Consider the following 25,311-nt stretch of genomic DNA (forward strand, 5'->3'; position numbering starts at 1 on the left):
CCTCGTGGCCGAGGCGCCCAGCCGCCTCATGACGGGTACGGGTTCGCCTCCCGCGCCGTCCGGAGGGCACCCGCCCACCAGGCCAGCTGCTCCAGCAGCGTCTTGGCGTACTCCGGGGCGCCGGGGTCGAGGGGGCGGCCGTCCTCCCACGCCGTGTAATAGTTCGGGAAGGCGAGACCGTCCCGGATCGTCACGGCGTGCAGTTCGGTCAGCACGTTCTCCAGGTGCAGAACCGCGTGCCGGCCGCCTGCGGCCCCGCCGTAACTGACGAAGGCGACGGGCTTGGCCGCCCACTGGGTGAAGTGCCAGTCGATCGCCGCCTTCAGCGACGCCGGATAGCTGTGGTTGTACTCCGGCGAGACCAGGACGAACGCGTCAGCGCCCTCCAGGGCGGACGTCAGTGCCGCCATCCCGGCGGGACGGGGGTAATCGTCCCCGGCGTACTTCGGTGAGGCCGCCGGCAGCTCCAACGGAATGTCGATATCGGCCAGATCGACGATGTTCACAACGAACGCGCCGTGGTTTCGCGCCTGTTCGGCGACCCAGGAGGCCACGACCGGTCCGAACCGACCTTCGCGGACGCTTCCGACGAGGATCACCAGTCTGTACGTGTCGTTGTCCATGCCCACCACGATCCGGCCGCCCCTGCGGCCGCGACCAGACCGTGCTCAGGCTGGCCCCCGCAGGGCCACCCTGAGCCCTCCGCCGTCCCCGCGCAGCGCCCTATGCTCGGCACATGGGTTCGCCGTTGGGAGATTTCATCCGGGCCAGGCGTGACAGCGTCCAGCCGGAGTCGCTGGGGCTGCCGGACCACGGGCGCCGCAGGGCACCGGGGTTAAGGCGTTCGGATCTCGCGGGGCGGGCCGGTATCAGCGTGGAGTACCTGACCCGCCTGGAGCAGGGCCGTGACCGCAATCCCTCGGTCGCGGTGGTGAACGCGGTCGCCGACGCGCTGGGTCTCGACACCGCGGAGCGCGGCCACCTGCGTTACCTCACGAAGATCACCGGCGGCGAGTGCACCGCCCACACCCAGCCCTCACCGGCGCCCCGCGAGGTCCGTCCGCCGGTCCTGGAGACGCTCCGCCTCATCGAACCCGGCATCGCCGTGGTGACCAACCGGCTGGGCGACGTCCTGGCCCGCACCAGTGCGTACGAGGCGGTGACGAGCGGGACCGGGCTGCTCGACAGCGACGCCCCGAACCTCACCCGTTACCTCTTCACCGACCCCCGTGCCCGGAGGTTCTTCGCCGACTGGGACGACGTCGCCGACGAGCAGGCCTTCGACCTGTGGCTCGCCCCGTCCATCGAGAACACCGAGTGGTTCACCGCGGAGCTCGCCCCCGTCGCCGGCCCCGACTTCACGGGCCGCCTGAACGGCCATGTGGTTCCGCGACGTGGGGTCCTGCGCCTCAACCACCCGTCCGGGGAGGAACTCCGGCTGCTCCGCGAGACGCTCGACCTCTCCTCGGACGCCCAGCAACTGGTCGTCTTCCTCCCCGCGGACGAGAGAACGGCCGAGGCGGTCGCCCGGCTCCGCGCCCTGCCACCGCACGGCCGGCTCCGCGCCCTCTCGTGAAGGCCCCCTGGCCACCCCTTACGCCGTCGTCAACAGGGCACCGGCCGATTGCCCTCACCTCCGTCGTCCTCCGATTCCGCGACACCGGCCGGGGCCAGGGAGCGGATGCCCGGTATCGGTGAGGGCAGTAGCCAGAGGAGTGACAGGACTCCGCCGACGGCTGCGATGAGGAGGGTCGCCCTCAGACCGAGGAGGGTCGCGAGCACGCCGCCGACGACGGCGCCGACAGGGCGGATGCCGTAGTTGATCGTGCTGTACGCACCGGCGACACGGCTGCGCATGCCATCGGGGATCACGGCGGCCTGAAGCGAGTTGAGGTTGACGTCGAACAGCATGACGCCGAAGCCGGAGAGGAACTCGGTCGCGGCCAGTGCTCCGGCACGGAGCCAGAGAGGGCCGTCCGCCGCTGCGGCGATGGCGAGCGGCGCCGGAAACAGCACCGCGCCCACGACGATGCTGCGCCCCACGCCGATCCGCCGCGAGATCTTCGGAGCGAGTACCGCGCCGAGCAGGGCACCGGTCGCACCGATCCCGAACGCGATCCCGATCACTCCCGCGGAGAGCCCGAGGCTCCGGTTGGCGAACAGCACGATCAGACCGCTGCCCGCGACGAAGGTGAAGAAGTTGACGGTCGCCGCGCAGCCGAGACCGGCCCGCAGAACCGGGTGCCGGATGATGAACAACAGGCCTGCCCCGGCCCGCCGCAGCAGGGAGGGGGCAGCGGCCCCCGCGGAGCTCACCGGGGGTTCGTCGACCGAGACCTGGCCGACCAGGACCGCCGACACCAGGAAGGTCAGGGCGTCCACCACGAGGGTGACCGGTGCGGTCAACGCCTGGACCAGTGCTCCCCCGATGGCCGGGCCGGCGACATAGGACACGGAACGGCTGGTGCTGAGTTTGCTGTTCGCGTCGACGTAGGACGTACGCGGCACGAGGCGTACGAAGAACGGCGGGTAGGCGGTGTTGAACAGCACCCCGGCGGCACCGGTCAGCAGTGCCACGGAGTAGAGCTGCCCCAGTGTCACCGCCCCCAGCAGGTAGGCCACCGGGATGCTGAGCAGCACCGCGGCGCGTATCAGGTCGGCGAGGATCATCAGGCGGCGTTTGCGGGCCTGTTGGTCGACCCACGCCCCCAGAAGGATCGCGAGCAGGTTCGGGGTCCAGCTCAGTGCGGTCAGCCATGCCACTTCGTTGGGTGACGCGTTCAGAGCGCCGACGGCGATCAGGGGCAGAGCCAGTTCGGTGATCCGGTCGCCGAACTGTGAGACCGACTGACCGGCCCAGAAGCGGCGGAACAGCCGGTCCCGCCACAGCGATATTTCTGGGGTACGGTCCGGGCCGCTCATGAGGCCGGTCCGGCCTGCTCCTCGTCGTTCTCCGGCAGGACGTAGCGCATCAGCCGGACGCCGCGGCTGTCGGCCGGCCGCTCCTCCGGGTCGCGCGTGACGTACGGCGCGAGAACGCGCTCGATCGCGTCCTCGATGGCGGCGAGCTCATCGGCGGAAACGACGACGCGGGTGTTGGCCAGCCCGGCCATCCTGCGCCAAGCCGTACCGAGTCCGGGTTCGACCTCGGCCGCCCACCGGCTCGGAACATCCGCATGGCGCTGGAACAGCTGCTGCGACAGCACCCGGGCCGCCGCCTGTCCCTCCTCGTCCGCCGGATCCTGCGGCGACTCGAACCGGAACCCGCGTGCCACCGCCTCCCATCGCCGCTTGCGGCGGTCCGGTCCGGGCTCGCTGTCACGGATCAGCCCGAAGCCTGCCAGGTGGCGCAGATGCCAGCTGGTCACCGTCGGGGTCGCTCCCACGTGGGGCGCGAGTTGCGTCGCGGTCGCCGGCCCGTGCCGCTGCAGGTGATCGAGGATCGCCAGCCGCACGGGATGCGCCAAGGCCCTCATCGCGTGTGGGTCGGTGATCTCGACATCGCCCAGGTGATTACTGGAGTTCATGACGTGAGAGTCTCCTCTCACGATTTGTGAGAGTCAACGCTCAGAACGACCGCTCTCGATGCCGGCTCCGCGCCGTCAGCGCCCCAGCCGCTCCAGCAGCGCCGGCACGTCCGCGAACGAGTCCACCACGTGGTCCGGGGTCCCCTCGGCGGCCTCGTGGGTCTCCGGCCGGTACTTGCCCGTCCTGACCAGCGCCCCGGTGATGCCGTGGCGCTGGGCGGCGAGTACGTCCGTCTCGATGTCGTCGCCCACCATCAGCGTGCCGTCCGGGCCGGTGCCGAGGTGGGCGAGTGCGGCCGCGAAGAAGGCGCCGGAGGGCTTGCCGGTGATGACGGCCTCGGTACGGGCGGCGCGCTCCAGGCCGGTGAGGAACGCCCCGGTATCGAGGTCGAGCCCGTCGGCGGTGCGCCAGTACAGGTTGCGGTGCATGGCGACGAGTGCCGCGCCCTGCTGGACGAGGCGGAAGGCGCGGTTGAGCGCCGCGTACGTGAAGGCGTCGCCCGCCCCGCCGAGGACGACGACGTCGGGCACGGCCCCCTCGGTGTCCTCCTCGACGAGGGCCACCCCGGACAGGTCGTCCCGTACGTCACCGGTGTTGATCAGCAGGCAGCGGGCTTCGGGATGGTGCTCCCGGAGATGGGCGGCGGTGACGGCGGGCGCGGTGAGGATGTCGCCGGGGCCGACGGGGAAGCCGCAATCCGCCAGCCGTCCGGCGATCCGGGCGCGCGTCCGCGACGTGGTGTTGGTGACCAGCGCCAGGGGGACGCCGGCGGCGCGGAGCCGTTCCACGGCCTCCACCGCTCCGGGCAGCGGCTCCCAGGACACCGTGAGTACGCCGTCGATGTCGATCAGGACCGCGCCGATCGGCTTCATGTACCCGACCGTCCCCGACTTGCCCGGCGGGCGCAAATGCGGTTGCTTCGAAGGTGGGGGTGCGCGTGTGTGTTCCGCTCTTCCTCGCTTGGAGGTGAACCACCGTGCTGTTCACCGACCGCACGGACGCCGGGCGGCGGCTCGCCGTGGCGCTGCGGCACCTGGAACGCCGCGATCCCGTCGTCCTGGGGCTGCCGCGCGGCGGCGTCCCGGTGGCGTACGAGGTGGCGCAGGACCTCGGCGCCCCGCTCGATGTGATCGTGGTCCGCAAACTCGGGGTGCCCTACCACCCGGAGCTGGGGTTCGGCGCGATCGGCGAGGGTGGGGTGCGGGTCATCAGCGACGAGATCGTCCGCCATGCCGGTGTCCGGGAGAAGGACCTCGACTCCGTGGAACGCGCCGAGGAGGCGGAGCTCGTGCGGCGGGCACGGACGTACCGCGAGGGCCGGCCGCGCCTGCCGCTGAAGGGGCGCACGGTGGTCGTGGTGGACGACGGGGTCGCCACCGGAGCGACCGCGCGCGCGGCCTGCCAGGTGGTGCGGGCGCAGGGCGCCGCCTCTGTCGTGCTCGCCGTGCCGGTCGCCTCACCGGATGTCGCCGACAGGCTGCGCGAGGACGTCGACGAGGTCGTCTGCCTCTCCACACCGCACCTCTTCTCCGCGGTGGGTGAGTGGTACCGGGACTTCTCCCAGACCTCGGACGAGGAGGTCGTCTCCCTGCTGGCACGGGCTTCCGGGGGTGCCGCCACGGCCGAGGAGGTCGAGGTGGACGCGGGCGGGGTCCCGCTCTCCGGGGACCTCGTGCTCCCCGCGGGCGCGGGAGCGGTCGTGGTGTTCGCCCACGGGTCGGGCAGCAGCCGCCACAGCCCGCGCAACCGCGCCGTGGCCACGGCGCTGAACCGTGCCGGCCTGGGCACCCTGCTCTTCGACCTGCTCACGCCCGGGGAGGAGGTCTACCGCGCCAACGTCTTCGACATCGGGCTGCTGGCCGGGCGGCTGGCGGACACCACCAGCTGGCTCCGCCGCCGTGTGTCCCTCCCGGTCGGCTCCTTCGGGGCGAGTACGGGTGCGGCGGCGGCTCTGCGGGCCGCCGCGGCGGCGGACTCGGGCGTCGGCGCCGTGGTCTCCCGCGGCGGGCGCCCCGATCTGGCCGGAGCGGACCTGTCCGCCGTACGCGCGCCCACCCTGCTCGTGGTGGGCGGCGCCGACACCACGGTGATCGACCTCAACCGGCAGGCGCAGGCGGCACTGCACTGCGAGAACCGGCTGGAGATCGTCCCGGGCGCCAGGCACCTGTTCGAGGAGCCGGGCGCCCTGGACCGGGTCGCGGAGCTGGCCGAGAACTGGTTCACCACGCACCTGGTCCGGTCGGCCGGCTGAGCGGGGAATCGTCTCGGGAGGTGCGGTACATCGCCGCTCATATCCTGTTCGGGGAACAGTCCGAGGCGGGGGTGTGGTCATGCGGGTCCGGCTGGTCGGGGGCGGAAGCCTTCACGCGTACGCCGACGGGATCCGGCGGGTGTACGCCGAGGTCTTCTCGGCGCCGCCGTGGAACGAGGACCCCTCCGCGGGCGCGCTGTACGTCGAGCGGCTCGCCGCCGACGCCGTGCGCCCCGGGTTCACCGCCGCGCTGGCCACCGACGGGGACGCCGTGGGCGGCTTCGCCACGGCCTGGACCACGCCCGGTACGTTCCCCTCCGGCCGCAGCTACGGGCACGTCGCCGAAGCACTCGGGCCCGGCCGCGTCGGTGACTGGCTGTGCGGGGCCCTGGAGGTCGACGAGCTGGCCGTCGCCCCGGAAGCGCGCGGCACAGGGCTGGGCGCGGCCCTGCTGGCGGCGGTCACCGAGGCCGCCCCGGACGGGCGGTGCTGGCTGCTCACGTCCGTACACGCCGGGGCGACACTGCGCTTCTACCGGCGCGCGGGCTGGCACCAGGTGCCGGTGACGGTGCCCGGCCGGGCGGGGCTCGTCGTCCTCCTGGGGCCGGGCCATCCCGCAGCGCACGTGTAAGGGGAGCGATGCACGACCGTTACGTGAATCGATTCAAGATCCCGGAAGATAGTGGCCGCCCCGAAGGCTGTCAAGGGCGCCCACCCACTCCCCCGTTCAGGTCGCACATCCCCCCTCTCCTTCCTGGAACTTCCCGCCATCAACCCATTGACGGCGCCCGTCATCCCCGTTTAGCTTCCGAACAACCTCATTGAAACCTTTCACGGCGGGTGGAGCGGAACAGTCCCACCGCTGAGGAGCTCCCATGAACCAGTCCGCCCCGGACCCGGTCCCGGTCCTGGCCCTGAAGGGCGTGAGCAAGTCCTTCGGTGCCGTACGGGCCCTGCAGGACGTGTCCCTGGAGTTGTTCCCCGGCGAGGCGCACGCTCTCGCCGGTGAGAACGGCGCCGGCAAGTCGACCCTGATCAAGGCCCTTGCCGGAGTGCACCGCCCGGACAGCGGCGAGGTGCTCCTCGACGGCGAGCCCGTCGTCTTCCACGGTCCGGCGGACGCCCGTGACGCCGGCATCGCCGTCATCTACCAGGAGCCGACGCTCTTCCCCGATCTGTCCATCGCCGAGAACATCTTCATGGGCCGTCAGCCCCGGCGCTCCCTGGGCCGGATCGACCGCAGGGCCGTGCACGACATGACCGCCGGGCTGATGCGCAGGCTCGGGGTCGACCTGGCACCGGACCGGCCGGCGCGCGGACTGTCGATCGCCGACCAGCAGATCGTCGAGATCGCCAAGGCGCTCTCGTTCGACGCCCGCGTCCTGATCATGGACGAACCGACGGCCGCCCTGACCGGCAGCGAGACCGCCAGGCTCTTCTCCGTCGTCCGTACGCTGCGCTCCGAGGGCGCGGCGGTGCTGTTCATCTCGCACCGCCTCGACGAGATCTTCGAACTGTGCCAGCGCGTCACGACCCTGCGCGACGGCCGGTGGATCTCCTCCGAGCCCCTGGAGGGTCTCACCGAGGACGACCTGGTGCGCCGGATGGTCGGCCGAGACCTCGACGACCTCTACCCCAAGCAGGACGCCGAGGTCGGCGAAGTCGCCCTGTCGGTGCACCGGCTGACCCGCGAGGGCGTCTTCCGTGACGTGTCCTTCGACGTCCGCCGCGGCGAGATCGTCGCGCTGGCCGGGCTCGTCGGCGCCGGGCGCACGGAGGTCGCCCAGGCCGTGTTCGGTGTGGACCGCGCCGACGCGGGCGAGGTGAAGGTGGCCGGCACGGTGCTGCGCCCCGGTTCACCGACCGCCGCCATGGACGCCGGGCTCGCGCTCGTACCCGAGGACCGGCGCCAGCGCGGGCTGGTCATGGATATGTCGATCGAGCGGAACATCGGCCTCACCGGTCTGGGCGAGGTCCGCAAGCGCGGGCTCGTCAGCCGGGCCCTGGAGCACGAGCGGGCCGCCGACTGGGCGGTGCGCCTCCAGCTCAAGTACAACCGGCTGGCCGACACCGTGGGTGTGCTCTCCGGCGGAAACCAGCAGAAGGTCGTGCTGGCCAAGTGGCTGGCGACCGGGCCCGCCGTGCTGATCGTCGACGAGCCGACCCGCGGGATCGACGTCGGCACCAAGGCGGAGGTCCACCGGCTGCTCTCCGCGCTCGCGGCCGACGGCCTCGCCGTACTGATGATCTCCTCCGACCTCCCCGAGGTCATCGGCATGGCGGACCGGGTGCTCGTGATGCACGAGGGCCGGCTCGTCGCCGAGATCCCGCGCGAGGACGCGACCGAGGAGTCGGTCATGGCCGCGGCCACCGGACGCAACGAGAGGGCAGCGGCATGACCACCACCGTCGAGAGCCCCCCGGACACCGCGAAGGCGCCGGAGCGCAGTGCCTCCTCGCTCGTGGACGCGGTCTTCCGGGCGCGGGAGATCTCCATCGCCGGGGCGCTGGTCCTGCTGATCCTCGGCACGTACCTGGCCAACCCGCGCTTCCTGTCCGACCAGGGCGTCAAGGACCTGCTGCTCAACGCGTCGATCCTCGTGCTGCTCGCGGTCGGCCAGTCCGCCGTCGTGATCACCCGCAACATCGACCTGTCGGTCGGCTCCGTGGTCGGCCTGTCCGCCTTCGCCTGCGGCAAGTTCGTGGCGGGCAGCGACCACGGTGTGCTGACCGTGATGCTGCTCGGCATCGCCATCGGCGTCGTCTGCGGCCTGGTCTCCGGCGCCCTCGTCAGCTTCGGCAGGGTGCCCGCGCTCGTCGTGACCCTCGGGATGCTCTACATCATCCAGGGCGTCGACTACTGGTGGGCGCAGGGCGAGCAGATCAGCGCCGCCGACGTCCCCGAGGCCGTTCTGGGCCTGGGCAGCGGCAGCGTCCTGGGCGTCCCGTACCTCCCGCTGATCGCACTCGTCCTGCTCGCGGCGACCGCGTACTTCCTGCGCGCCTACCGCTCGGGACGCGAGCTGTACGCCATCGGGTCGAGCCCCGAGGCGGCCCGTCTCGCCGGTATCCCGATCCGTCGCCGGGTGCTCGCCGCGTACGCCTTCTCCGGGGCCGTCGCCGGCTTCGCCGGGGCCCTGTGGCTGGCCCGCTTCGGCACCGTCGTCGCGGACAACGCGCACGGCTGGGAGCTGACCGTCGTCAGCGCCGTCGTCGTCGGAGGTGTCGCCATCACCGGTGGCACCGGCACCGTCTGGGGCGCCGCCCTCGGCGCCCTGCTGCTCACCACCATCGGCAGCGTCCTGGTCGTGCTGAAGGTGGACTCGTTCTGGCAGGGCGCCATCACCGGTGCGCTCCTCCTGCTGGCCATCAGCGTCGACCGGATCGTGAACCTGCGGATGACCGCCGCCCTGAGGAAGAGGAACGCCCGCCATGACCACGGCGCCTGACACCGAGCCGGCCCCCACGCCGCGGGCCGCGACGAAACCCACTCCCCTGCGCTCCCTGGCGCTGCGCTGGGACACCGCGGTCGGTGTCCTGCTGGTGGCGGTCCTCGTCGTCGGGCTCGGTTCCACCGAGGGCTTCGGCTCGACCGAGAACCTCGCGTTCGCCTTCAACGACATCGCCGAAGTCGCCGTCATCGCGCTGCCGATGACCCTCCTGGTCGTCGCCGGACAGGTCGACCTGTCGGTGGCCTCCATGCTCGGCCTGGGCAGCGCGCTGACCGGCGCGCTGTGGGAGGCGGGCTGGGCCTTCGAGATGATCGTGCCGGTGGTGCTGCTGGTGGGCGTCGCCGGAGGCCTCCTCAACGGCTGGCTGGTCACCAGGGTGGGCCTGCCGTCCCTGGCCGTCACCATCGGCACCCTGGCGCTCTACCGGGGTCTGGCCTCGGTGGCGCTCGGCAGCGACGCGGTGACGGACTTCCCGCAGGTCTACGCGGACTGGGCGGTCGACACCACGACCGTCCCCGGCACCTTCCTCACCTACCCGGTGCTGCTCTTCGTGGTCCTGGCCGCGGTCACCGCGGTGGTGCTGCACGCCACCGGTTTCGGCCGCTCGCTCTTCGCGATCGGCGCCCAGGAGGAGGCCGCGTACTTCGCCGGCATCCGGGTCAAGCGGATCAAGCTGCTGCTCTTCGTCGTGACCGGTCTGTTCTCCGCATTCGCGGGCGTCATCTTCACCCTGCGCTACGGAAGTGCCCGCGCGGACAACGGACTCGGCTTCGAGATGCTCGTCATCGCGTCCGTCCTGCTCGGCGGAATCGACTTCGACGGCGGGAAGGGCACGCTCTTCGGCGCGGTCGCCGGTGTCCTGCTGATCGGCCTGCTGAAGAACCTGCTCACGCTCAACGACATCGCCAACGAGGTGCAGGTCATCGTGACCGGTCTGCTGCTCGTGGCGTCCGTGCTGACCCCGAGGATCATCGCGACGGTCGTCGAACGCCGGCACAGGCGGGCCGCGAACGCCCCCGCACCCCAGTCGTCATAACGCCCCTCCCCCGTACCTCTCCGAAAGGCACACGCCGCCATGATGCTCCGCAATGCCGCTGGGCGCCGCGCCGTCGCGACCGCAGCCACCGCCGTCTCCCTGGCCCTCGCCCTCACCGCCTGTTCCGGCACCACGAAGGACAGCAAGGAGAGCGGGAGCGCGAAGGCGGGCAGCTCCGCGAAGGCCGACCCGGACGCCCCGCTGAAGAAGGGGCTGAAGCTCGGCTTCCTGCCCAAGCAGATCAACAACCCGTACGAGAAGATCGTCGACGAGGCGGGGATCGCGGCGGCGAAGGAGTACGGCGGCACGGGCAAGGAGGTCGGCCCGTCCGACGCGAACGCCTCCTCGCAGGTCTCCTACATCAACACCCTCATCCAGCAGCGCCAGGACGCGATCCTCATCGCGGCGAACGACCCGAACGCGGTCTGCGGCCCGCTCAAGCAGGCCATGAAGAAGGACATCAAGGTCGTCGCCTACGACTCGGACACGGCGAAGGACTGCCGCCAGCTCTTCATCAACCAGGCCGGCTCGGAGGAGATCGGCCGCAGCCTGGTCCAGCACCTGGGCGAGCAGATCGGTTACAAGGGCAAGGTCGCGATCCTGTCGGCGACCCAGAACGCGACGAACCAGAACACCTGGATCGAGTACATGAAGGAGGAGCTGAAGCTCCCCGAGTACAAGAACATGGAGCTGGTCAAGGTCGCCTACGGTGACGACGCGGACCAGAAGTCCTTCCAGCAGACGCAGGGCCTCATGCAGGCCTACCCGGACCTCAAGGGCATCATCTCCCCCACGACGGTCGGCATCGCCGCCGCGGCGCGCTACCTGAGCGACTCCTCGTACAAGGGCAAGGTCGTGCTCAACGGCCTGGGCACACCGAACCAGATGCGCAAGTACGTCAAGGACGGCACCGTCGAGCAGTTCTCGCTCTGGAACCCGGAGGAGCTCGGCTACCTCGCCTCGTACGCGGCCGCGGCGCTGGCGTCGGGGCAGATCACCGGTGCGGAGGGGGAGAAGTTCACAGCGGGCAAGCTCGGCGAGTACACGATCGGCAAGGGCGGCGAGGTCATCCTCGGCGAGCCGACCGTCTTCGACGCCAAGAACATCGACACGTTCGACTTCTGACCGGAGGGGCCGGATCCATGCAGCGCGTCTGCTTTCTGCTGAAGGTCCGTGAGGACCGCAAGGACGAGTACCGCGAGCGCCATGCCGCGGTGTGGCCGGAGATGCTCGCCGCGCTGTCGGAGGCGGGCTGGCACAACTACTCGCTCTTCCTGCGCGAGGACGGCCTGCTGGTGGGCTACCTGGAGACGGAGGACTTCGACGCGGCCCGGGAGGCGATGGCGGCGACCGAGGTCAACGCGCGGTGGCAGCGGGAGATGGGCGAGTTCTTCGAGCAGCCGGAGGCCGCCGACGAGGCCATGGTCCCGCTGACCGAGGTGTTCCACCTCACCTGACCGGTGGTGCCCGCCCCGGCTGTCCGCGACAGCCGGGGCGGACGTACGTCAGGACGCGGCGAGAGCACCCCGCACGTCCGGGTACTCCACCTCGTCGGGGAGCTCGAAGCCGAGCTCGGTCAGCCGGGCCGCGACATCCGCGGGGCTCCTGCCCGTGAGGCTCGCGCTGCGCAGGACGTGCTCCAGGTGGACGTCGTCCAGGTAGGAGCGGTCGAGGGTGTCCAGCAGCCTGATGTCCGCCTCGTCGGCGGTCTCGGGCAGCTTCGCGTTCCCGTGCAGCCGGTGGCCCAGTTCGGTCAGCCTCGCGGTGATCTCCGCGGGGCTGCGTCCCGTGGCGAGGGACGCGCGCAGGATGTGTTCCATCCGCGGTCCGACGACGGTGTTCCTCCGCAGCCAGGGCCCGCGGCCGTCGAGGTTCTCGCTGAGGATGACGAAGTCATCCTGGTCGGGGGACTCGGGCACCGGTACGCCCGGCGTCCCGAGCCCCAGCACCTCCAGCCGGTCCACGATGTCCCGGGCACTCCGCCCCGTCTCCCTGGCGACGGTGAGGACGTGGCCCATGGACGGCGGCCTGTAGCGGCCGAGCCGGCATGCGCCAGGGGCGTCACCGACCCTGAGCAGCCGTTCGTCGTCCGGCTCGGGGGTGTACGGCAGCCGCAGGCCGAAGGAGGCCAGCCGCGCGGCGGCGGCGTGGGGGCTGCAGGACAGAGCGGCGGCCGCCTCCAGCACATGTCCGGCGGAGACCTCGTCATTCCAGTCGAGCCACCTGCCGTCGCCCCGGGCATTGGTGCGGATCAGCATGACGTCACGGGGGTCCGGGGTCTCGGGGAGCGGCCCGCTGCCACCGAGCCGGTAGCCGAGAGCCGTCAGCCGGCGCCCGACGTCGGCGGGGGCGCGTCCGCTGTGCTCCGCGGTTTCCAGCACCTGCCGCAGGGAGACGGGCGCGGCGACGTCGATCCAGCGCTGAAGGAACGAGTCGTTTCCCTCCCTCCTGGTCAGCGCGGCGTCGTCGGGGGTCACGGTCTCGGGGAGCGGGCAGCCTGCGTCCTGGATGTCGGGGTAACCCAGTGCGGTCAGCCGCGCGACGACCTCCGCGGGGCTCCGCCCCAGCAGGGCTGCCGCGTACAGGACATGGCCGTACGGGACCTGCTTTCCGGGTTCCAGCACGGGTCGCTTCCCGTCGAGATCACGGCTGGTGAGCAGGGTCTCTTCCGGGTCCTGGGTCGTGGGGGCGTCGGTCATCGTGCGGGCCTTTCTCTGCGGCTGGGCGGGCGGGGGCGGGGCGGGGTCCGGGGCGGCCGTCATTCGGAGACCGCGACGTACCGGCTGCTCCACTCGTCCTCGTCGTCTTCGTCCTCGTCCTCCCTGCCGGTGAGGTTCACCCGCACCCCCAGCGGCTCCAGCTCCGTCCAGATCCGCAGCATCATGTCCTGGCTGAGGTAGTGGTGCGAAAGGTCGATCTCCCGCAGATGGGCGAGGGACTGCCCCTCCAGGAGTGCCTCCGCGCCCTCGTCGCCCAGCGTGCCCATCGACAGGCTCAACGAGGTGAGCCGGCGCACGACCGGGGCGGTGGCCAGCGCCGCGGCCAGCTCGTCCTGCACCGGGCTGTTCTGCAGCCCGAGATGGCGCAGCGCGGGCTTGCCGACGCCGGCGAGCAGCGGAGCCAGGTCCTCGACCGTGGTGCCGCCGCCGTAGTCCTCGTCGCCCAGCCACAGCTCCAGGTGCTCCAGGGACGGCAGGGAGGCGGCGGCGATCTGGGCCGCGGCCTCGCGGGGCAGCCCGCCGGATTCGACGCGCAGCACCCGCAGCCCTTCGTGGCCCGTCACGGGGAACTCCAGGTCCTCCCCACCGCGCATGGCCAGCTCCCGCAGCCCGGGGAACGCCTCCAGAAGCTCCGTGAGACCGCCCAGCCCGATCGTGGAGATCATCGCCTCCTCGTCCTCCAGATCGCCGAGGAACAGCGCTTCGAGGCCGGTGAACCGGGACCGCATGTTGAGCAGTTCGTCCGGGCTGCTCCCGCCCTCGCTGTCGTACCAGGGGCTGCCGAAGATCAGAGCCCGTACCTTCTCCAGGTCGACCGACTCGGTGAACCGCTTCCAGTAGGACTGGGAGCGTTCGTCGGTCGGGTACGGACCGCAGTGGAGGCGCCAGGCGACGGCGTCCGCGTCGGGCAGGTCCGCGGGGTTCGCGTGCTGCGGGAAGGTGAAGGCCGGCAGTCCGTGGAACTGCTCGACGTGCTGGACATAGGACAAGACAGAGCTCCTGACAGTCCGTTCGATGGCTGTTCGATGTGTTCTATCAGGAGCCTCAGACATGGAAGGGCCCGGCAGGGGCGAGCCCCCGCCGGGCCAACGAGCGGCCGCTTCAGCCGAGTTCGCCTTCACCCTCGCCGCCCGGCGGTTCGTCGCCGCCGCCGTTCCTGATCCGGTCGGCCTGCTCGATCGCCGTCGCGAGCCTCTCCACCGAGCTGTCCTCGGTGGAGGACGCCAGCTTCCGCGCACGGCCGGCGAGTTCGCCGAGCGTGGGCGTCCCCTGGAGGTCACCGCCGCGCAGGGTGTCCGCGAAGTAGGCGGCCACCGCGGTCACCTGGAGCCGTGCGCCGGCGTCGTCCCAGAGCCGGCCGTCGATCGCGCCGGTCTCCACCGACCCGGTCTCCTCGTGCGACTTCCTCGTCCTGGGGTCCAGCCACCGCACCGTCGCCGTCGCCACATGGCCGGAGGCGCCTTCACGGAGCCGCACGGCGTAGAGCGCGGTCACCGTGTGGCCGGGTCCCACCTCGCCGCCGTCGACGCCGTCGTCCCGGAAGTCGTCGTCGGCGACCTTGCGGTTCTCGTAGCCGATGAGCTCGAACTGCTTGACCGTCTTACGGTCGAACGCCACCTGCGCCTTGGCGTCACGGGCCCGGAGTTCGACGTGGGCGGGCAACTGGTCGACGAACACCTTCCTGGCCTGGGTCTCGTCGGCGATGTAGGTGGTGTTGCCGTCGCCCTTGTTGGTGAGCTGTTCCATCAGCGCGTCGCCGTAGTCGCTGCCGACACCGACGCCGAAGAGGGTGATGCCGTACTCCTCGCGTGCGTCACCGATGCGTTCCACGATCGCGTCCGCGTCGGTCTCACCGGTGTTGGCGAGGGCGTCGGAGAGCAGGACGACCCGGTTGGTGGCGCCCTTGCGGTGGCCCTCGACCGCCTCGTCGTACCCCTGCTGGACGCCTGCCGCCACGTTCGTGGAATCGGCGGGTTCCAGCTCCTCGACGGCGTCCCGGACCTTGGTGCGGTTGCCCCCGAGGCGGGTCATCGGCAGCCGGGTCTCGGCCTCGCCGCTGAAGGTGACCAGCGATACGGAGTCGTCGTCGCGCAGCTCGTCGGCGAGGATGCCCAGCGAGGTCTTCGCCAGGTCGAGGCGGCCCGGCTCGGCCATGGAGCCGGAGATGTCGACGACGAAGGTCAGGGCGGCGGGCGGGCGTTCGCCCGCATCCGAGGCGGCCTTGGTGGCCAGCCCGACCCGTACGAGCGTCCAGTCGGCGGCGTCGGTCCTGGCACCGTCGAGGTTCACCGAGAAGCCGTTGCCCTCCGGCCGCTCGTAGCCCTGGCGGAAGCTGTTGACGAATTCCTCCGGCCGCACCGTGCCGGCTTCGGGCAGCTGTCCGTCGCCCAGGGTGCGGCGCGCGTAGCCGTAGCTGGCGGTGTCCACGTCGAGGGCGAAGGTCGACAGGTAGTCGGGCGCCACGCTCTCCCGTGCCGCCCCGTCCTCCGCCTGACCCGCCCCGTCCTCGTCCTGCCCCGGCACGGCGGACGGAGCGGCGGGGGGCTGTTTGCCCCCGGCCGGCCCCCCGCTGCCGGCGGCACGGTCGATGGTGGCGGTGTCGTTGCTCGTGCCCGACCCGCCGCAGCCGGTCACCAGGATCCCGCCCGCCAGCAGAAGCGCGAGCGCTCCCCGATACGTCCTTGCCCTGCGGTCCATCCGTACCCCCCACGTCGTAGACATCTGCGAATGTGACGTGTGAGGGGGCCGGGCGGAGTCGTCGGAAGCGTTGCGGAACCGTCTCGATGGTGCAACGACGGGCGCTGATGTGGCGGAACATCAGGGTCAGGACACGATGTCCTTACGACTGAACCCGCGGAAGGCGAAGGCGAACAGGATCAGGGCATAGGTCACCGATACGGCCGCGCCCTTCACCATCCCGCCCCATGCGAGATCGGGCTGGAGCGCGTCGGCCCAGGCGAACTGCCAGTGGGCGGGCAGGAACTCACGCCAGGTACCGAGCGCGGTGACCGCGTCCAGGACATTGCCGACGATGGTCAGTCCGACCGCACCGCCCACCGCGCCGAGCGGTGCGTCCGTCCTCGTCGACAGCCAGAACGCCAGCCCTGCGGTGACGAGCTGGGAGACGAAGATGAAGGCGACGACGAGCGCGAGGCGCGGCACGGTGTCCGAGGTGGCGAGCGCCCCCCCGGTGGGCAGCTTCAGCGGCCCCCAGCCGTACGCCACCGCTCCCGCGCCGAGGGCGACGAGCGGCAGCAGCACCATCGCGGCGAGGCTGAAGCCGAGCGCCACGACGAGCTTGCTCCACAGCAGCCTGGCCCGGGGGACGGGGGCCGCGAGCAGGTAGCGCAGCGAGGACCAGCTGGCCTCGGAGGCGACCGTGTCCCCGCAGAACAGTGCGACCGGCACCACGAGCAGGAAGCCGGCGGAGACGAAGAGGCAGGTCGCCGCGAAGTTCGCGGCGGATTCCGTCGCCACGTCCATGAGGTTGATCCGCGATCCGCCGCCTCCGCCGCCGCCCTCGCCGCCGCCGGGTGTGCCGCCGACCGCGAAGGCGATGATCAGGACGAACGGCAGGGCCGCCAGCACCCCGAACATGAGCAGGGTGCGCCGTCTGCGCAGCTGCCGCATCGCCTCCACGCGCAGCGGCAGGGTGCGGCGGGCGTGGTAACCGGGGGCTTCGGCGAGTGCCTGGATCTCAGTTGCGGAGCTCATGCGGATCCTTGGGAGATGAGGGTGAGGAACGCGTCCTCCAGGCGGCGGTGCGGCCCGACACCCGTGATCGGCACGTCGAGACGGACCAGTTCGGCGACCAGCTGCGCGGCCGTGGCGCCGTCGAGGCGGACCAGCAGGCCGTGGCCGTCGTCGAGGCGGACGGCGGAGCCGATGCCCGCCAGGGCGGCCACCTTGTCCACGAGCGGTTCGGCCACCTCGGCGCCCGTGGTGACGAGCAGCATGTCGCCGGAGCCGGTGATCTCGGCGACCGGACCGGCCTGGACGAGCCGGCCCCGGTCCATGACCACCAGGTGGGTGCAGGACTGTTCCACCTCGGAGAGGAGATGGCTGGAGACGATCACGGTCCGGCCCCCGGCCGCGTACCGGATCATCACGTCCCGCATCTCGCGGATCTGGGGCGGGTCGAGACCGTTGGTCGGTTCGTCGAGGATGAGGAGGTCCGGCATGCCGAGCATGGCCTGGGCGATGGCGAGCCGCTGCCGCATCCCCTGGGAGTACGTGCGCACGGCGCGGGCCAGGGCGTCGCCGAGTCCGGCGATCTCCAGGGCCTCGTCGATGTGGGCGTCCTCGGCGGGCCGCCCGGTGGCCTGCCAGTACAGCTCCAGGTTGGAGCGGCCGGACAGGTGCGGGAGGAAGCCGGCGCCTTCCACGAAGGAGCCGACGCGGGACAGCACGGGTGCTCCGGGGCGGATCGCGTGCCCGAAGACGCGGATCTCACCGGCGTCGGGGGTGATGAGCCCCATCAGCATGCGCAGGGTGGTGGTCTTGCCCGCACCGTTCGGTCCGAGGAGGCCGAGGACCTGCCCCTTCTCGACGCGGAAGCCGAGGTCGCGGACCGCGTACCGGTCGGTGGACCTGGCGTACTTCTTGGAGAGCCCGGTGATCTGCAACGGGACCCCGGTCAGCGCCGGGTCGGGGGCGGGCGCCGAGGTACGCCGGCGTGCGGTGAGCAGGACGGCGGCGGCGATGACGAGCCCGGCCGCCGGGAGCCCCCAGGTCCACCAGGGCAGAGCGGCCGCGGCGGTCTTCACGGCGGGTGCCGTGGGGACGGTCAGGGGCCCGTCGAGGGAGACGGTGTATGTCGCGGGCTCGGCGGGAGAGGCGTAGGCGAGGTCGGTCGCGGAGAGGACGAGGCGGAGGCTGTGCCCGGCCTCGACCTCGTGGTCGACGGCGGGCAGGGTCAGCTCGACCGGCTTGCCCTGCTCCTCGGGGGTGATCCGGTAGGGGGAGACGAGCTGGGAGGGCAGGACCTGCTGCTTCCCGTCCGGCGAGACGTCGTAGACCTTGCCGAACAGCACGGCGTCGCCCTGGTCCGCCTTCACGTTCACGCGGACGGTCGGCGACCCGGTGACGTGTACGGCGCTGTCCAGCGGGGCGGAGTCGAAGCGGGCGTACTGCCCGGGGAAGTCGAGGGAGAACCCGACGCCGAGCGACGACAGCTGGGAGAGTCCGCCTCCGACCCCGGGGACGGCGGAGATGGAGGGCGGGCTGGCACCGGCGGGGTTGCGGAAGGTCTGCGTGAGGCCGCCGGCGGCGTCCTTCGCCCCGCCGGTCGCGGGCTGCTGCCCGGCCCCCGTGAGGGTGATCCTCCGTCCGCCGCTGCTCAGCCCGGGGTACGTGGCGCTACTCGCGCCGCGCTTCAGAGCGGCGCCGTCGGTGGAGTCCACCCCGCCGGTGCGGGTCACCCGGAAGCCGGGCCCGGTGTCGGCGCCCTTCTCCTCCTTCAGATACCGGTCGAACCAGTCTCCGACGCGGCCTTGGACGCGGTCGCCCTCGTCGTCCCCACCGTCGTGACCGCCCGCGATCCAGTCGACGGAGACGGGTGCGCCGTTGGCCTTGATGGCCTCGGCCATGGCATCGGCCTGGCCGAGCGGGAACAGGGAGTCGCTCTGCCCCTGGAGGATCAGCGCGGGCACGTCGATCCGGTCGGCCACGGCCTCGGGGGAACGTTCCGTCAGGAGGGCGCGCGCGGCGGCGTCCGGTTTGCCGCTGACGGCGACCCGCTCGTACATCTCGCACAGCTGCTTCTGGAATTTCTGGCAGCCACCGCCGGAGCTGACGAAGATCCCGGCCCAGAGCTTCTTGAACACCCCGTCCGGGAAGAGCGCGTCGGCGAGGTTCCAGTAGCTGATCACCGGTGCGATGGCGTCGACCCGGTCGTCGTGACCGGCGGCCAGCAGCGACACCGCGCCACCGTACGAAGCGCCGGTGACGCCGACGCGCGGGTCACCCTTCGCGTCGAGCTGCACCTCGGGCCGGCCGGCCAGCCAGTCGATGAGGCCGGACACGTCCTTGACCTCGCCGTCGGGGGCGTTGAGCGTGATCTCCCCGCTCGTCCTGCCGAATCCGCGGGCGGACCACGTCATGACGGCGTACCCGTCGGCGGCCAGCTTCTCGGCCTGGGCGCGCACGTCGTTCTTGCTGCCGCCGAAGCCGTGCCCGATGAGGACGGCGGGCCGGCGCTGCGTGCCCCCGGACGTGAAGTACGACGTGTCGACCGACACCCCGTTCATCTTCATCATCCGGTCCTGCCGGTGCACGGTCGGGGGGCTGTCGTCGGCGACGGCGGTCCAGGTACCGGCCCCCACGAGCACGGCGAGGGCGGCGACCACCGCGGCCCACCGGCCTGGGGTACGGGGCAGCCGGTGCCGCCACCGGGAAGTCGGTTTCTCCATGACTCGACCCTAAACGGAGCGCGCGGTGCACCAGGATGCCCCCAGGGGGAGCTCCCCGGCCTCCCTGAGAGGTACGGCACACCCCGCCCGTACTCCGCATGCGGTACACCACACGCGCGAAAGGCCCATACGTGAACATCCGCCCCGCCACCACCACCGCCGAGCTGCTCGCCGCCGCGCATCTCTACGACGCCGAGCCCCGCCCCGAGTGGGCTGCCCGCTTCCTGGCGGCGGAGGGCCATCTGATGCTGATCGCGTACGTGGACGATGTCCCCGCCGGATTCGTGTCGGGCATCGAGATGCTGCATCCGGACAAGGGCACGGAGATGTGCCTGTACGAACTCTCCGTCGACGAGGCGTACCGCCGCCGCGGCATCGGCCGGGCGCTGACGGAGGCCCTGGCGGCGCAGGCCCGGGGGCGGGGCTGCTACGACATGTGGGTCGGGGTGGAGCGGGACAACGAGGCGGCACTCGCCACCTACCGCTCGGCGGGTGCGGCCGACGACGGGGTGTTCGCCATGCTGACCTGGGAGTTCGGCGGTACGGACGCTCCCGGCCCGGCCTGAGCACGGGCACCCACCCCTGACGAACGTCGCATACGGCCCCTGCCGTTCGGCCCGGGTGCCCGGCCCACTGCCGCTCGTACGTTCGGCGGCATGAAGAACCCACACTCCCTGGCCGCCCGCCTGCTCTGCGGGGTGGCTCTTCTGGCGGTGGCCGCCGGCAGCGTCGTACTCCTGTCACCGGGTGGGCTCGGCCGGGCCGAGCCCACCGAGGTGACCCGGGGCGCCTCCGTGTCCCTGTACCGGTCGTTGACGGCGGCGGTCGCTGACGTGCCCGACCGGCTGGCCCACCTCCTGGAGCCGCTCACCGAGTTCACCCTGGTCGCTCTGGGCCTGCTGCTGCTCCTGCTCGGCTGGACGGCCGTACGCCGCAGGGACGCGCGCCTGGCTGCCGGAATCATCCTGACCGGCGCCGGAACCGTCGTGGCCTACGCCGTCAGCGAGGCGCTGAAACTGGTGGTCGACGAGGAACGCCCCTGCCGGGCCGTGCCCGGGGCCGAGGCGGTGGCCGCGTGCCCGGAGGCCGGCGACTGGTCGTTCCCCAGCAACCACGCCACGCTGGCCGCCGCCCTGGCGACGGGGCTTGCGATCCGGCGGCCTCGTCTGGCCGCCGTGACCGTGCCGTTGGCCGTGGCGGCGGCGCTGCTGCGGGTCCTGACCGGGGTCCACTACCCGCACGACGTACTGGCCGGCTCGCTGCTGGGCGCAGCCGTCGTGGCCGCGCTCCTGATCGTGACGCAGCAGCCGGCGGAGCGCGCCGCGTCAGCCGTTCTCCGTCGTGTGCGCGGGCACGACGCCCGCCTCATGGGCCACGACGGCGGCGGCGGCCCGGTTCTCCACCCCGAGGCGGGACAGGACGGAGCTGACATGCGCCTTGACGGTCCCCTCCACCACGTGGAGCCGCCGGGCGATCTGCCCGTTGGACAGCCCGCTGCCGAGGAACGACAGCACCTCGCGTTCCCTGGGGGTCAGCCCGGCGACCTTCTCCCGGGCGACGGTCCGGCGCCCGGCCCGGTCACCGGCTCCGCCGGACGCGAGGTGCGCGACCACACGCGCGGCGACCTTCGGTGACAGATAGGCGGCGCCGTCGGCCACCGCCCGTACGCCCGCGAGGAGTTCCTCGGGCTCACCCGACTTGATCAGGAAGCCGGCGGCCCCGCAGCCGAGGGCCCGGAGGATGTAGTCGTCCTCGCCGAACGTCGTGAGCATGATGACGCCGGTGGCGGGAGCGGTCCGGTTGATCTCCGCCGCGGCGTCGATACCGTCGGTCCTCGGCATCCGTACGTCGAGCACGGCCACGTCGGGGCGGTGGCGCCGTACGAGCTCCACCGCCTCGTGTCCGTCGCCCGCCTCGGCGACGATCTCGATGTCCGGGTCGGTGGACAGCACGGCCCGGACACCGGCCCGGATCATCGGCTCGTCGTCGGCGATCAGCACCCTGGTCATCGCGCGCTCACCCGGCCAGGGCGTCGAGCGAGACCAGCGTGTCGTCGCGGAAGCAGAGCCGGTAGGCGTCCCCGGACCGGCTGTCGAAGCGGTCGGCCGTCATCGCGTAGAACTCGCACGTCACTCCTCGTCCCTCGGGCCGCTCGCCGCCGGACGGCCGGTGGACCGACTCGCGGTCCGGCAGCACCCGCTGCACCTCCGCACGATCCTGCCCCACCCGGAGGCGGGCGTAGTCACCCGGATCGAGTGTCGACCGTGCCGCCGCCACCATGTCCCACCCCGTCACCGCGGCGCCCAGCACCGCGCCCACGCCGAGCGGGGCCAGGAGCGCGGTGGCCAGGGTGCGGCGCGCACGCCGCCGTGCCGTGCGGTACTCCGCCGGTGCCGCAACCGAGGGCTCAGGTGTGCGACGGTCCGGTTGCCGGGCCGGGAGGCGGCGCGGCAACCGGGCGGACACGGCGAAGCCGCCTTCGCGGGGCCCGCATTCGAAGGTTCCGCCGGCGAGCCGGACCCGTTCGTCGAGCCCGACGAGCCCCCGGCCTCCCTGCCCCGGCGGCCGCCCGGCCGGGGACTTCGCGGGACCGTTGACGACGCACACCTCGCTCCTGGTCTCCGTGTGCCTGACCTGGACGGTGGTCGCCGCGCCGGGCGCGTGCCTGGCCACATTGGTCAGTGCTTCCTGCACGACCCGGTGCACGGCCCGCGCGACGACTGGAGGTAGCCCGTCCGCCTCTCCGTCCATCCGCAGTTCGACCCTCAGCCCGGCCTCGGTCGCATCGCCGACCAGTTCACTCAGCTCCCTGCCGTGCGGCCGCAACGGCGGCGGTTCCGCGTGGCCGCTCAGGACGCCGACCACTTCGCCCAGGCGCTCGACCGCCGTGGCCGCCCGTGCCCTGATGTCCTTGGCGGCCCGCCGCTGCTGGTCGTCGAGCCCGGGGGCCAACTGGAGAGCGCCCGCGGACAGGGCGATCAGGCTGAGATCGTGACCGAGCACGTCGTGCATGTCCTGCGCGATGCGGGCCCGCTCCGCCAGCCGCGCCTGCTGGGCGACCAGCTGCCGCTCCCGCTCCAGCCGTTCAGCCCTCTCCCAGCCGGCCCGGGCCAGCTCCTGGTACTGCCGCCAGAACCGCCCCGCGAACCAGGGCAGCAGGACGCCCAGAACCATCACCCCGACGAACCGGGTACCGAGCGCGAGCAGGGGCGGCACCAGCGAGGCGGTCACCACTCCGGCGGCGAGCACGGCGGCCAGCGAGCAGAGCACCGCTCCGGTACGCCCGGGGCCGCGCCCCGCCAGGAACGCGGCGACCACGGTCGGCGCGGCCCACCAGGGGCTCACCAGGCTCAGCCCCCCGAGCACGGCCACAGCCGCGGGCACCAGGACAGCCGCTACGCGTTCCCCGCTCACGTTCCCGCGCGGAATCAGGTTCAGGTTCACCGGCCCGACGGTACGGAATCCCGGGTCCGGCGGGCACTGCCGAAAGTCATGGTGCTCACGGGGCGGCGGGAACCGGACGGGGAGCCCTGAGATCGAGCGGTGTCTCCACGGGCAGCAGGGCGGCGGCCCGATCCCGCTCCCCCGCCCGGACCGCCGCATGCACCTCGCGGGCCAGGGGCGTGACATCGCGTACGGACACGGTCCACTCGTCGGCGTACCGCCGGGCGGCTTCCCCGGAGAGCCCGAGCTGGAGCGAACGGTACGGGAGCGGGTTCAGGTCGAGGTCGCGCTCGGGGTCCCACTGGACACGCGCGGGAGCGGACCGCAGCGCGCGCTTCCACGCGCCCTGGTCCTCGTGCACATCCCTTACGTAGTGCGAGAGTTCGGCGTTCTCCAGTGCCCAGGCGAAGCCGTCACGGGTGATCTCGACGGCGAGCACGGTCTCCTGGCCCTCCTTCGCGCCCCAGCCGCAGCGGTACATCATCCAGAGGAAACTCGGCTTGATCCAGGTCATGCGGTCACGCTTCCAGGCCGGCGGGAAGCGCCCGTCGCGGGCGGCGGGCAGTCCGATGGCCGGCCGGTAGGCCTGGTACACGGTGACGGTCGATTCGGTGTGCTGCGCGCGGATCTCGTAACGGGGCGGGTGTGTCCGGTCGTTCATGCGTTCCAGGATGCGGGCCCCGGCGCGTGACAGCACCTGGTTTTCGCTGCGCGGTACGGCGCGTACGCAGCCCTGACACTCCTGCCGCCGGCACGGGACGGTGGTCCAGAATCAGGGTATGGACGTGCCCGCACTGCTGGAAGCCGCTTCCCTGCTGGTCCCTGAGGACATCGCCACCGAGAACGACCTCACGGTGAACGACGTCTGGGATCTCCTCACCGGGGACGAGTGGGAAGTTGCCCTGGGGCTGCTGGAGGAACTCGGTGGCTTCCGGCCGCTCCCCATCGGCTTCTGGGAGAGCCTGGCCACCGCAGCCGAACACCTGCGGCTGGACAGGAGCGCGGCCTGGTGCCACTGGCGCTGCTACGAGACGCGCAACGGCATCATCCGAGCCGTCCTCACGCTCCGCCCGGCCACCGAAGCGCGCCGGCAGACGCCCTTCTCCGGTGCCGGTGTCCTGCGGCCGATGTGGAACATCGGTAACCGGGCCCCGACCGGCGAGCCGGCCGTCGACATCGCCCGGCTGTGGGTGGAGTTCGCGCCTTCCCTGGCGCCCGGTGGACGAGCCTCGGTACGGCTTGCCCCCCTTGATCCCACACAGTGGCAGCATGTTCGGCCGGGCCGATCGATCACCATGCACGAGGACCGGACCGTGGCGGGCACGGCGGTCGTCCTGGAGGTCCGTCGGCCCACCACCACGTCCACCGCGTAACAGGGAGCACCGTTCCATGGCCCGCACCACCCCGCCCCGTCCCTTCGACGTGGAAGCGGCTTTCCCCGCCCTCGCGGCCCACCGGCGCACAGCCACCCGCCTGCACCCCCGTCATGGCTCACCAGGGGCACACGAGAGTTCGGTGGCGGGCCCCCTGCTGTGGCCGGCCGGCGAACCGTGGCCGGTGTGCACGGCCGTCCACCCGAAAAGCACGGGCCACCTGCTCTCCGACGTGCGGCTGAGCCGCAGGATTCTGGAGGACTCCCGCGGGCGGGAGCAGACAGAGGAGGAACGGCACCTCCTCGAGGGCATGAGCGAGGGCAACCACATCCCGGAACTTCAGGACGACGCCCCGCTGCCGATGCTGGCCGTCGCCCAGCTGTACGCGCGCGAGGTCCCGGATCTCGCGGGGCCAGAGGGGCACGATCTGCTCCAGGTCTTCTGGTGCCCCTTCGAGGTGCACGGCGCCGACCGCACGATCGACGTCGTACTGAAGTGGCGACGGTCCACCGATGTCGGCGCCGTACTCATGCCTCAGCCCGAACCGCCGGTGGTCGGCCGGAAGGAATGCGTGCCGAACACGTGCGTCGTACACCCCGAGCGCGTCGTGGAGCACGAGTACCTCGGCCTGCTGGAGGAGGAACTCCAGGAGGCGATCGACGAGTGGGAGGAGGCGCGCCTCGACGAGGACGATGCGGACGAATACAACTCCGCTCCACCAGCAAGCTACGCGACGTATGAGGAGTTCGAAGAGGCGATGGCCGCAGCCGAAGCTGCCGAGCCCGAGCAGATCAACTACATGAGCGATCTGTCGATCGCCCCTGGCTGGAAGGTCGGCGGCTTTGCTTCATGGCACCTGACCGACCCCGCTTCGGTCGACTGCGAGGTGTGCGGGGCTGCGATGCCGCCCCTGCTCACCGTGAACATGTGGGAGTGTGACGGGGCCTCACGCAGCTGGCTGCCGATCGAGGACCGGGACGCCGGAAATGCCCGACACGTGACCAACCCGACATACGTCTACCTCGGCCGCGGCCTGATGCGCGTGCACACCTGCCCGGCCGATCCCGGCCACCCGCACCGCCTCAGCTTCCAGTAACC

Annotated in this window: 23 protein-coding genes and 1 pseudogene; 12 read left to right on the plus strand and 12 right to left on the minus strand. The window is 71.8% G+C overall.

All coding sequences use genetic code 11. From position 1 onward, the window contains the following. Positions 1-26 precede the first annotated feature (26 nt). Complete coding sequence (locus tag ACIP63_RS05235; protein ID WP_401511598.1) at positions 27-623, minus strand: NADPH-dependent FMN reductase; 597 nt, start codon at positions 621-623, stop codon at positions 27-29. A 113-nt stretch (positions 624-736) separates the two neighbouring features. Here ACIP63_RS05235 and ACIP63_RS05240 point away from each other — a divergent pair, with 113 nt between their 5' ends. Next, positions 737-1,576, plus strand: coding sequence for a helix-turn-helix transcriptional regulator (locus ACIP63_RS05240; protein ID WP_401511600.1), 840 nt, complete (start codon positions 737-739; stop codon positions 1,574-1,576). A 29-nt stretch (positions 1,577-1,605) separates the two neighbouring features. Here ACIP63_RS05240 and ACIP63_RS05245 read toward each other — a convergent pair whose 3' ends face one another. The 3 genes from ACIP63_RS05245 to ACIP63_RS05255 form a co-directional block, all read right to left on the minus strand. After that, positions 1,606-2,922, minus strand: coding sequence for an MFS transporter (locus ACIP63_RS05245; protein WP_401511602.1), 1,317 nt, complete (start codon positions 2,920-2,922; stop codon positions 1,606-1,608). Continuing rightward, entirely contained in the window at positions 2,919-3,527 is a 609-nt protein-coding gene (locus tag ACIP63_RS05250; protein WP_401511604.1) for an ArsR/SmtB family transcription factor, read from the minus strand. The genes ACIP63_RS05245 and ACIP63_RS05250 overlap by 4 nt, the downstream gene beginning before the upstream one ends. A 75-nt stretch (positions 3,528-3,602) precedes the next feature. After that, positions 3,603-4,400, minus strand: a complete 798-nt coding sequence (locus tag ACIP63_RS05255; protein WP_401511606.1) for a TIGR01458 family HAD-type hydrolase — start codon at positions 4,398-4,400, stop codon at positions 3,603-3,605. A gap of 104 nt (positions 4,401-4,504) precedes the next feature. Here ACIP63_RS05255 and ACIP63_RS05260 point away from each other — a divergent pair, with 104 nt between their 5' ends. From ACIP63_RS05260 to ACIP63_RS05290, 7 genes are all read left to right on the plus strand, one after another. After that, positions 4,505-5,779, plus strand: coding sequence for a phosphoribosyltransferase family protein (locus tag ACIP63_RS05260; protein WP_401511608.1), 1,275 nt, complete (start codon positions 4,505-4,507; stop codon positions 5,777-5,779). Between the two features lie 79 nt (positions 5,780-5,858). Beyond that, complete coding sequence (locus ACIP63_RS05265; protein ID WP_401511610.1) at positions 5,859-6,410, plus strand: GNAT family N-acetyltransferase; 552 nt, start codon at positions 5,859-5,861, stop codon at positions 6,408-6,410. Positions 6,411-6,654: 244 nt separating this feature from the next. Beyond that, positions 6,655-8,178 (plus strand): sugar ABC transporter ATP-binding protein, encoded by a 1,524-nt coding sequence (locus ACIP63_RS05270; RefSeq protein ID WP_401511612.1) that lies wholly within the window; start codon positions 6,655-6,657, stop codon positions 8,176-8,178. Further along, complete coding sequence (locus ACIP63_RS05275) at positions 8,175-9,227, plus strand: ABC transporter permease (protein WP_401511614.1); 1,053 nt, start codon at positions 8,175-8,177, stop codon at positions 9,225-9,227. The genes ACIP63_RS05270 and ACIP63_RS05275 overlap by 4 nt, the downstream gene beginning before the upstream one ends. Next, positions 9,211-10,266, plus strand: coding sequence for an ABC transporter permease (locus tag ACIP63_RS05280; RefSeq protein ID WP_401511616.1), 1,056 nt, complete (start codon positions 9,211-9,213; stop codon positions 10,264-10,266). The genes ACIP63_RS05275 and ACIP63_RS05280 overlap by 17 nt, the downstream gene beginning before the upstream one ends. Before the next feature lie 39 nt (positions 10,267-10,305). Next, entirely contained in the window at positions 10,306-11,391 is a 1,086-nt protein-coding gene (rhaS, locus tag ACIP63_RS05285; RefSeq protein WP_401511618.1) for a rhamnose ABC transporter substrate-binding protein, read from the plus strand. A gap of 17 nt (positions 11,392-11,408) precedes the next feature. After that, on the plus strand, positions 11,409-11,723 hold the full coding sequence (locus ACIP63_RS05290) for an L-rhamnose mutarotase (protein WP_401511620.1): 315 nt from the start codon (positions 11,409-11,411) through the stop codon (positions 11,721-11,723). Positions 11,724-11,771: 48 nt separating this feature from the next. On the opposite strand, the gene ACIP63_RS05295 is transcribed toward ACIP63_RS05290, so the two are convergent. From ACIP63_RS05295 to ACIP63_RS05315, 5 genes are all read right to left on the minus strand, one after another. Beyond that, positions 11,772-12,965: a hypothetical protein gene (locus ACIP63_RS05295; protein ID WP_401511622.1), complete on the minus strand. Its 1,194-nt coding sequence runs from the start codon at positions 12,963-12,965 to the stop codon at positions 11,772-11,774. Between the two features lie 59 nt (positions 12,966-13,024). Further along, on the minus strand, positions 13,025-13,975 hold the full coding sequence (locus ACIP63_RS05300; protein ID WP_401511624.1) for an STM4015 family protein: 951 nt from the start codon (positions 13,973-13,975) through the stop codon (positions 13,025-13,027). Positions 13,976-14,087: 112 nt separating this feature from the next. Then, positions 14,088-15,683 carry a von Willebrand factor type A domain-containing protein gene (locus ACIP63_RS05305; RefSeq protein WP_401512267.1) on the minus strand — a complete coding sequence of 532 codons (1,596 nt, stop codon included), beginning with the start codon at positions 15,681-15,683 and terminating at the stop codon, positions 14,088-14,090. 126 nt (positions 15,684-15,809) lie between these two features. Further along, complete coding sequence (locus ACIP63_RS05310) at positions 15,810-16,700, minus strand: ABC transporter permease (RefSeq protein ID WP_401511626.1); 891 nt, start codon at positions 16,698-16,700, stop codon at positions 15,810-15,812. Beyond that, positions 16,697-19,396, minus strand: a complete 2,700-nt coding sequence (locus tag ACIP63_RS05315; RefSeq protein ID WP_401511628.1) for an alpha/beta fold hydrolase — start codon at positions 19,394-19,396, stop codon at positions 16,697-16,699. The genes ACIP63_RS05310 and ACIP63_RS05315 overlap by 4 nt, the downstream gene beginning before the upstream one ends. Before the next feature lie 131 nt (positions 19,397-19,527). Here ACIP63_RS05315 and ACIP63_RS05320 point away from each other — a divergent pair, with 131 nt between their 5' ends. Continuing rightward, the gene (locus ACIP63_RS05320) at positions 19,528-19,962 is read left to right on the plus strand and encodes a GNAT family N-acetyltransferase (RefSeq protein ID WP_401511629.1); all 435 of its coding nucleotides are present in this window, start codon (positions 19,528-19,530) and stop codon (positions 19,960-19,962) included. A 90-nt stretch (positions 19,963-20,052) separates the two neighbouring features. After that, positions 20,053-20,688: pseudogene (locus tag ACIP63_RS05325) on the plus strand (phosphatase PAP2 family protein); the annotation flags it as partial. Between the two features lie 33 nt (positions 20,689-20,721). Here the strand turns inward: ACIP63_RS05325 and ACIP63_RS05330 are convergent. Genes ACIP63_RS05330 through ACIP63_RS05340 form a run of 3 tightly spaced genes read right to left on the minus strand, consistent with a single transcriptional unit; the run spans position 20,722 to position 23,501 of the window. Then, positions 20,722-21,405 (minus strand): response regulator, encoded by a 684-nt coding sequence (locus ACIP63_RS05330; RefSeq protein WP_401511631.1) that lies wholly within the window; start codon positions 21,403-21,405, stop codon positions 20,722-20,724. A gap of 7 nt (positions 21,406-21,412) precedes the next feature. Continuing rightward, complete coding sequence (locus ACIP63_RS05335) at positions 21,413-22,840, minus strand: sensor histidine kinase (protein ID WP_401511633.1); 1,428 nt, start codon at positions 22,838-22,840, stop codon at positions 21,413-21,415. A gap of 55 nt (positions 22,841-22,895) precedes the next feature. Then, positions 22,896-23,501, minus strand: a complete 606-nt coding sequence (locus ACIP63_RS05340) for a DUF4291 domain-containing protein (protein WP_401511635.1) — start codon at positions 23,499-23,501, stop codon at positions 22,896-22,898. A gap of 118 nt (positions 23,502-23,619) precedes the next feature. Between ACIP63_RS05340 and ACIP63_RS05345 the strand changes: the two genes are divergently transcribed. Further along, a complete protein-coding gene (locus tag ACIP63_RS05345) occupies positions 23,620-24,213 on the plus strand; it encodes a hypothetical protein (protein ID WP_401511637.1) in 594 nt (197 codons plus the stop codon). Positions 24,214-24,229: 16 nt separating this feature from the next. After that, positions 24,230-25,309, plus strand: coding sequence for a hypothetical protein (locus ACIP63_RS05350; protein ID WP_401511639.1), 1,080 nt, complete (start codon positions 24,230-24,232; stop codon positions 25,307-25,309). Positions 25,310-25,311: the final 2 nt, after the last annotated feature.

The organism is Streptomyces sp. NPDC088746 (assembly GCF_044751065.1).
In the GTDB taxonomy this organism is placed as follows: domain Bacteria; phylum Actinomycetota; class Actinomycetes; order Streptomycetales; family Streptomycetaceae; genus Streptomyces.

Coding starts and splice junctions, on each gene's coding strand:
- ACIP63_RS05255 (WP_401511606.1), bottom strand. CDS start 4,400: ATGAAGCCGATCGGCGCGGTCCTGATCGACATCGACGGCGTACTCACG.
- ACIP63_RS05310 (WP_401511626.1), bottom strand. CDS start 16,700: ATGAGCTCCGCAACTGAGATCCAGGCACTCGCCGAAGCCCCCGGTTAC.
- ACIP63_RS05270 (WP_401511612.1), top strand. CDS start 6,655: ATGAACCAGTCCGCCCCGGACCCGGTCCCGGTCCTGGCCCTGAAGGGC.
- ACIP63_RS05315 (WP_401511628.1), bottom strand. CDS start 19,396: ATGGAGAAACCGACTTCCCGGTGGCGGCACCGGCTGCCCCGTACCCCA.
- ACIP63_RS05330 (WP_401511631.1), bottom strand. CDS start 21,405: ATGACCAGGGTGCTGATCGCCGACGACGAGCCGATGATCCGGGCCGGT.
- ACIP63_RS05295 (WP_401511622.1), bottom strand. CDS start 12,965: ATGACCGACGCCCCCACGACCCAGGACCCGGAAGAGACCCTGCTCACC.
- ACIP63_RS05240 (WP_401511600.1), top strand. CDS start 737: ATGGGTTCGCCGTTGGGAGATTTCATCCGGGCCAGGCGTGACAGCGTC.
- ACIP63_RS05280 (WP_401511616.1), top strand. CDS start 9,211: ATGACCACGGCGCCTGACACCGAGCCGGCCCCCACGCCGCGGGCCGCG.
- ACIP63_RS05265 (WP_401511610.1), top strand. CDS start 5,859: ATGCGGGTCCGGCTGGTCGGGGGCGGAAGCCTTCACGCGTACGCCGAC.
- ACIP63_RS05340 (WP_401511635.1), bottom strand. CDS start 23,501: ATGAACGACCGGACACACCCGCCCCGTTACGAGATCCGCGCGCAGCAC.
- ACIP63_RS05245 (WP_401511602.1), bottom strand. CDS start 2,922: ATGAGCGGCCCGGACCGTACCCCAGAAATATCGCTGTGGCGGGACCGG.
- rhaS (WP_401511618.1), top strand. CDS start 10,306: ATGATGCTCCGCAATGCCGCTGGGCGCCGCGCCGTCGCGACCGCAGCC.
- ACIP63_RS05345 (WP_401511637.1), top strand. CDS start 23,620: ATGGACGTGCCCGCACTGCTGGAAGCCGCTTCCCTGCTGGTCCCTGAG.
- ACIP63_RS05250 (WP_401511604.1), bottom strand. CDS start 3,527: ATGAACTCCAGTAATCACCTGGGCGATGTCGAGATCACCGACCCACAC.
- ACIP63_RS05235 (WP_401511598.1), bottom strand. CDS start 623: ATGGACAACGACACGTACAGACTGGTGATCCTCGTCGGAAGCGTCCGC.
- ACIP63_RS05350 (WP_401511639.1), top strand. CDS start 24,230: ATGGCCCGCACCACCCCGCCCCGTCCCTTCGACGTGGAAGCGGCTTTC.
- ACIP63_RS05275 (WP_401511614.1), top strand. CDS start 8,175: ATGACCACCACCGTCGAGAGCCCCCCGGACACCGCGAAGGCGCCGGAG.
- ACIP63_RS05290 (WP_401511620.1), top strand. CDS start 11,409: ATGCAGCGCGTCTGCTTTCTGCTGAAGGTCCGTGAGGACCGCAAGGAC.
- ACIP63_RS05305 (WP_401512267.1), bottom strand. CDS start 15,683: ATGGACCGCAGGGCAAGGACGTATCGGGGAGCGCTCGCGCTTCTGCTG.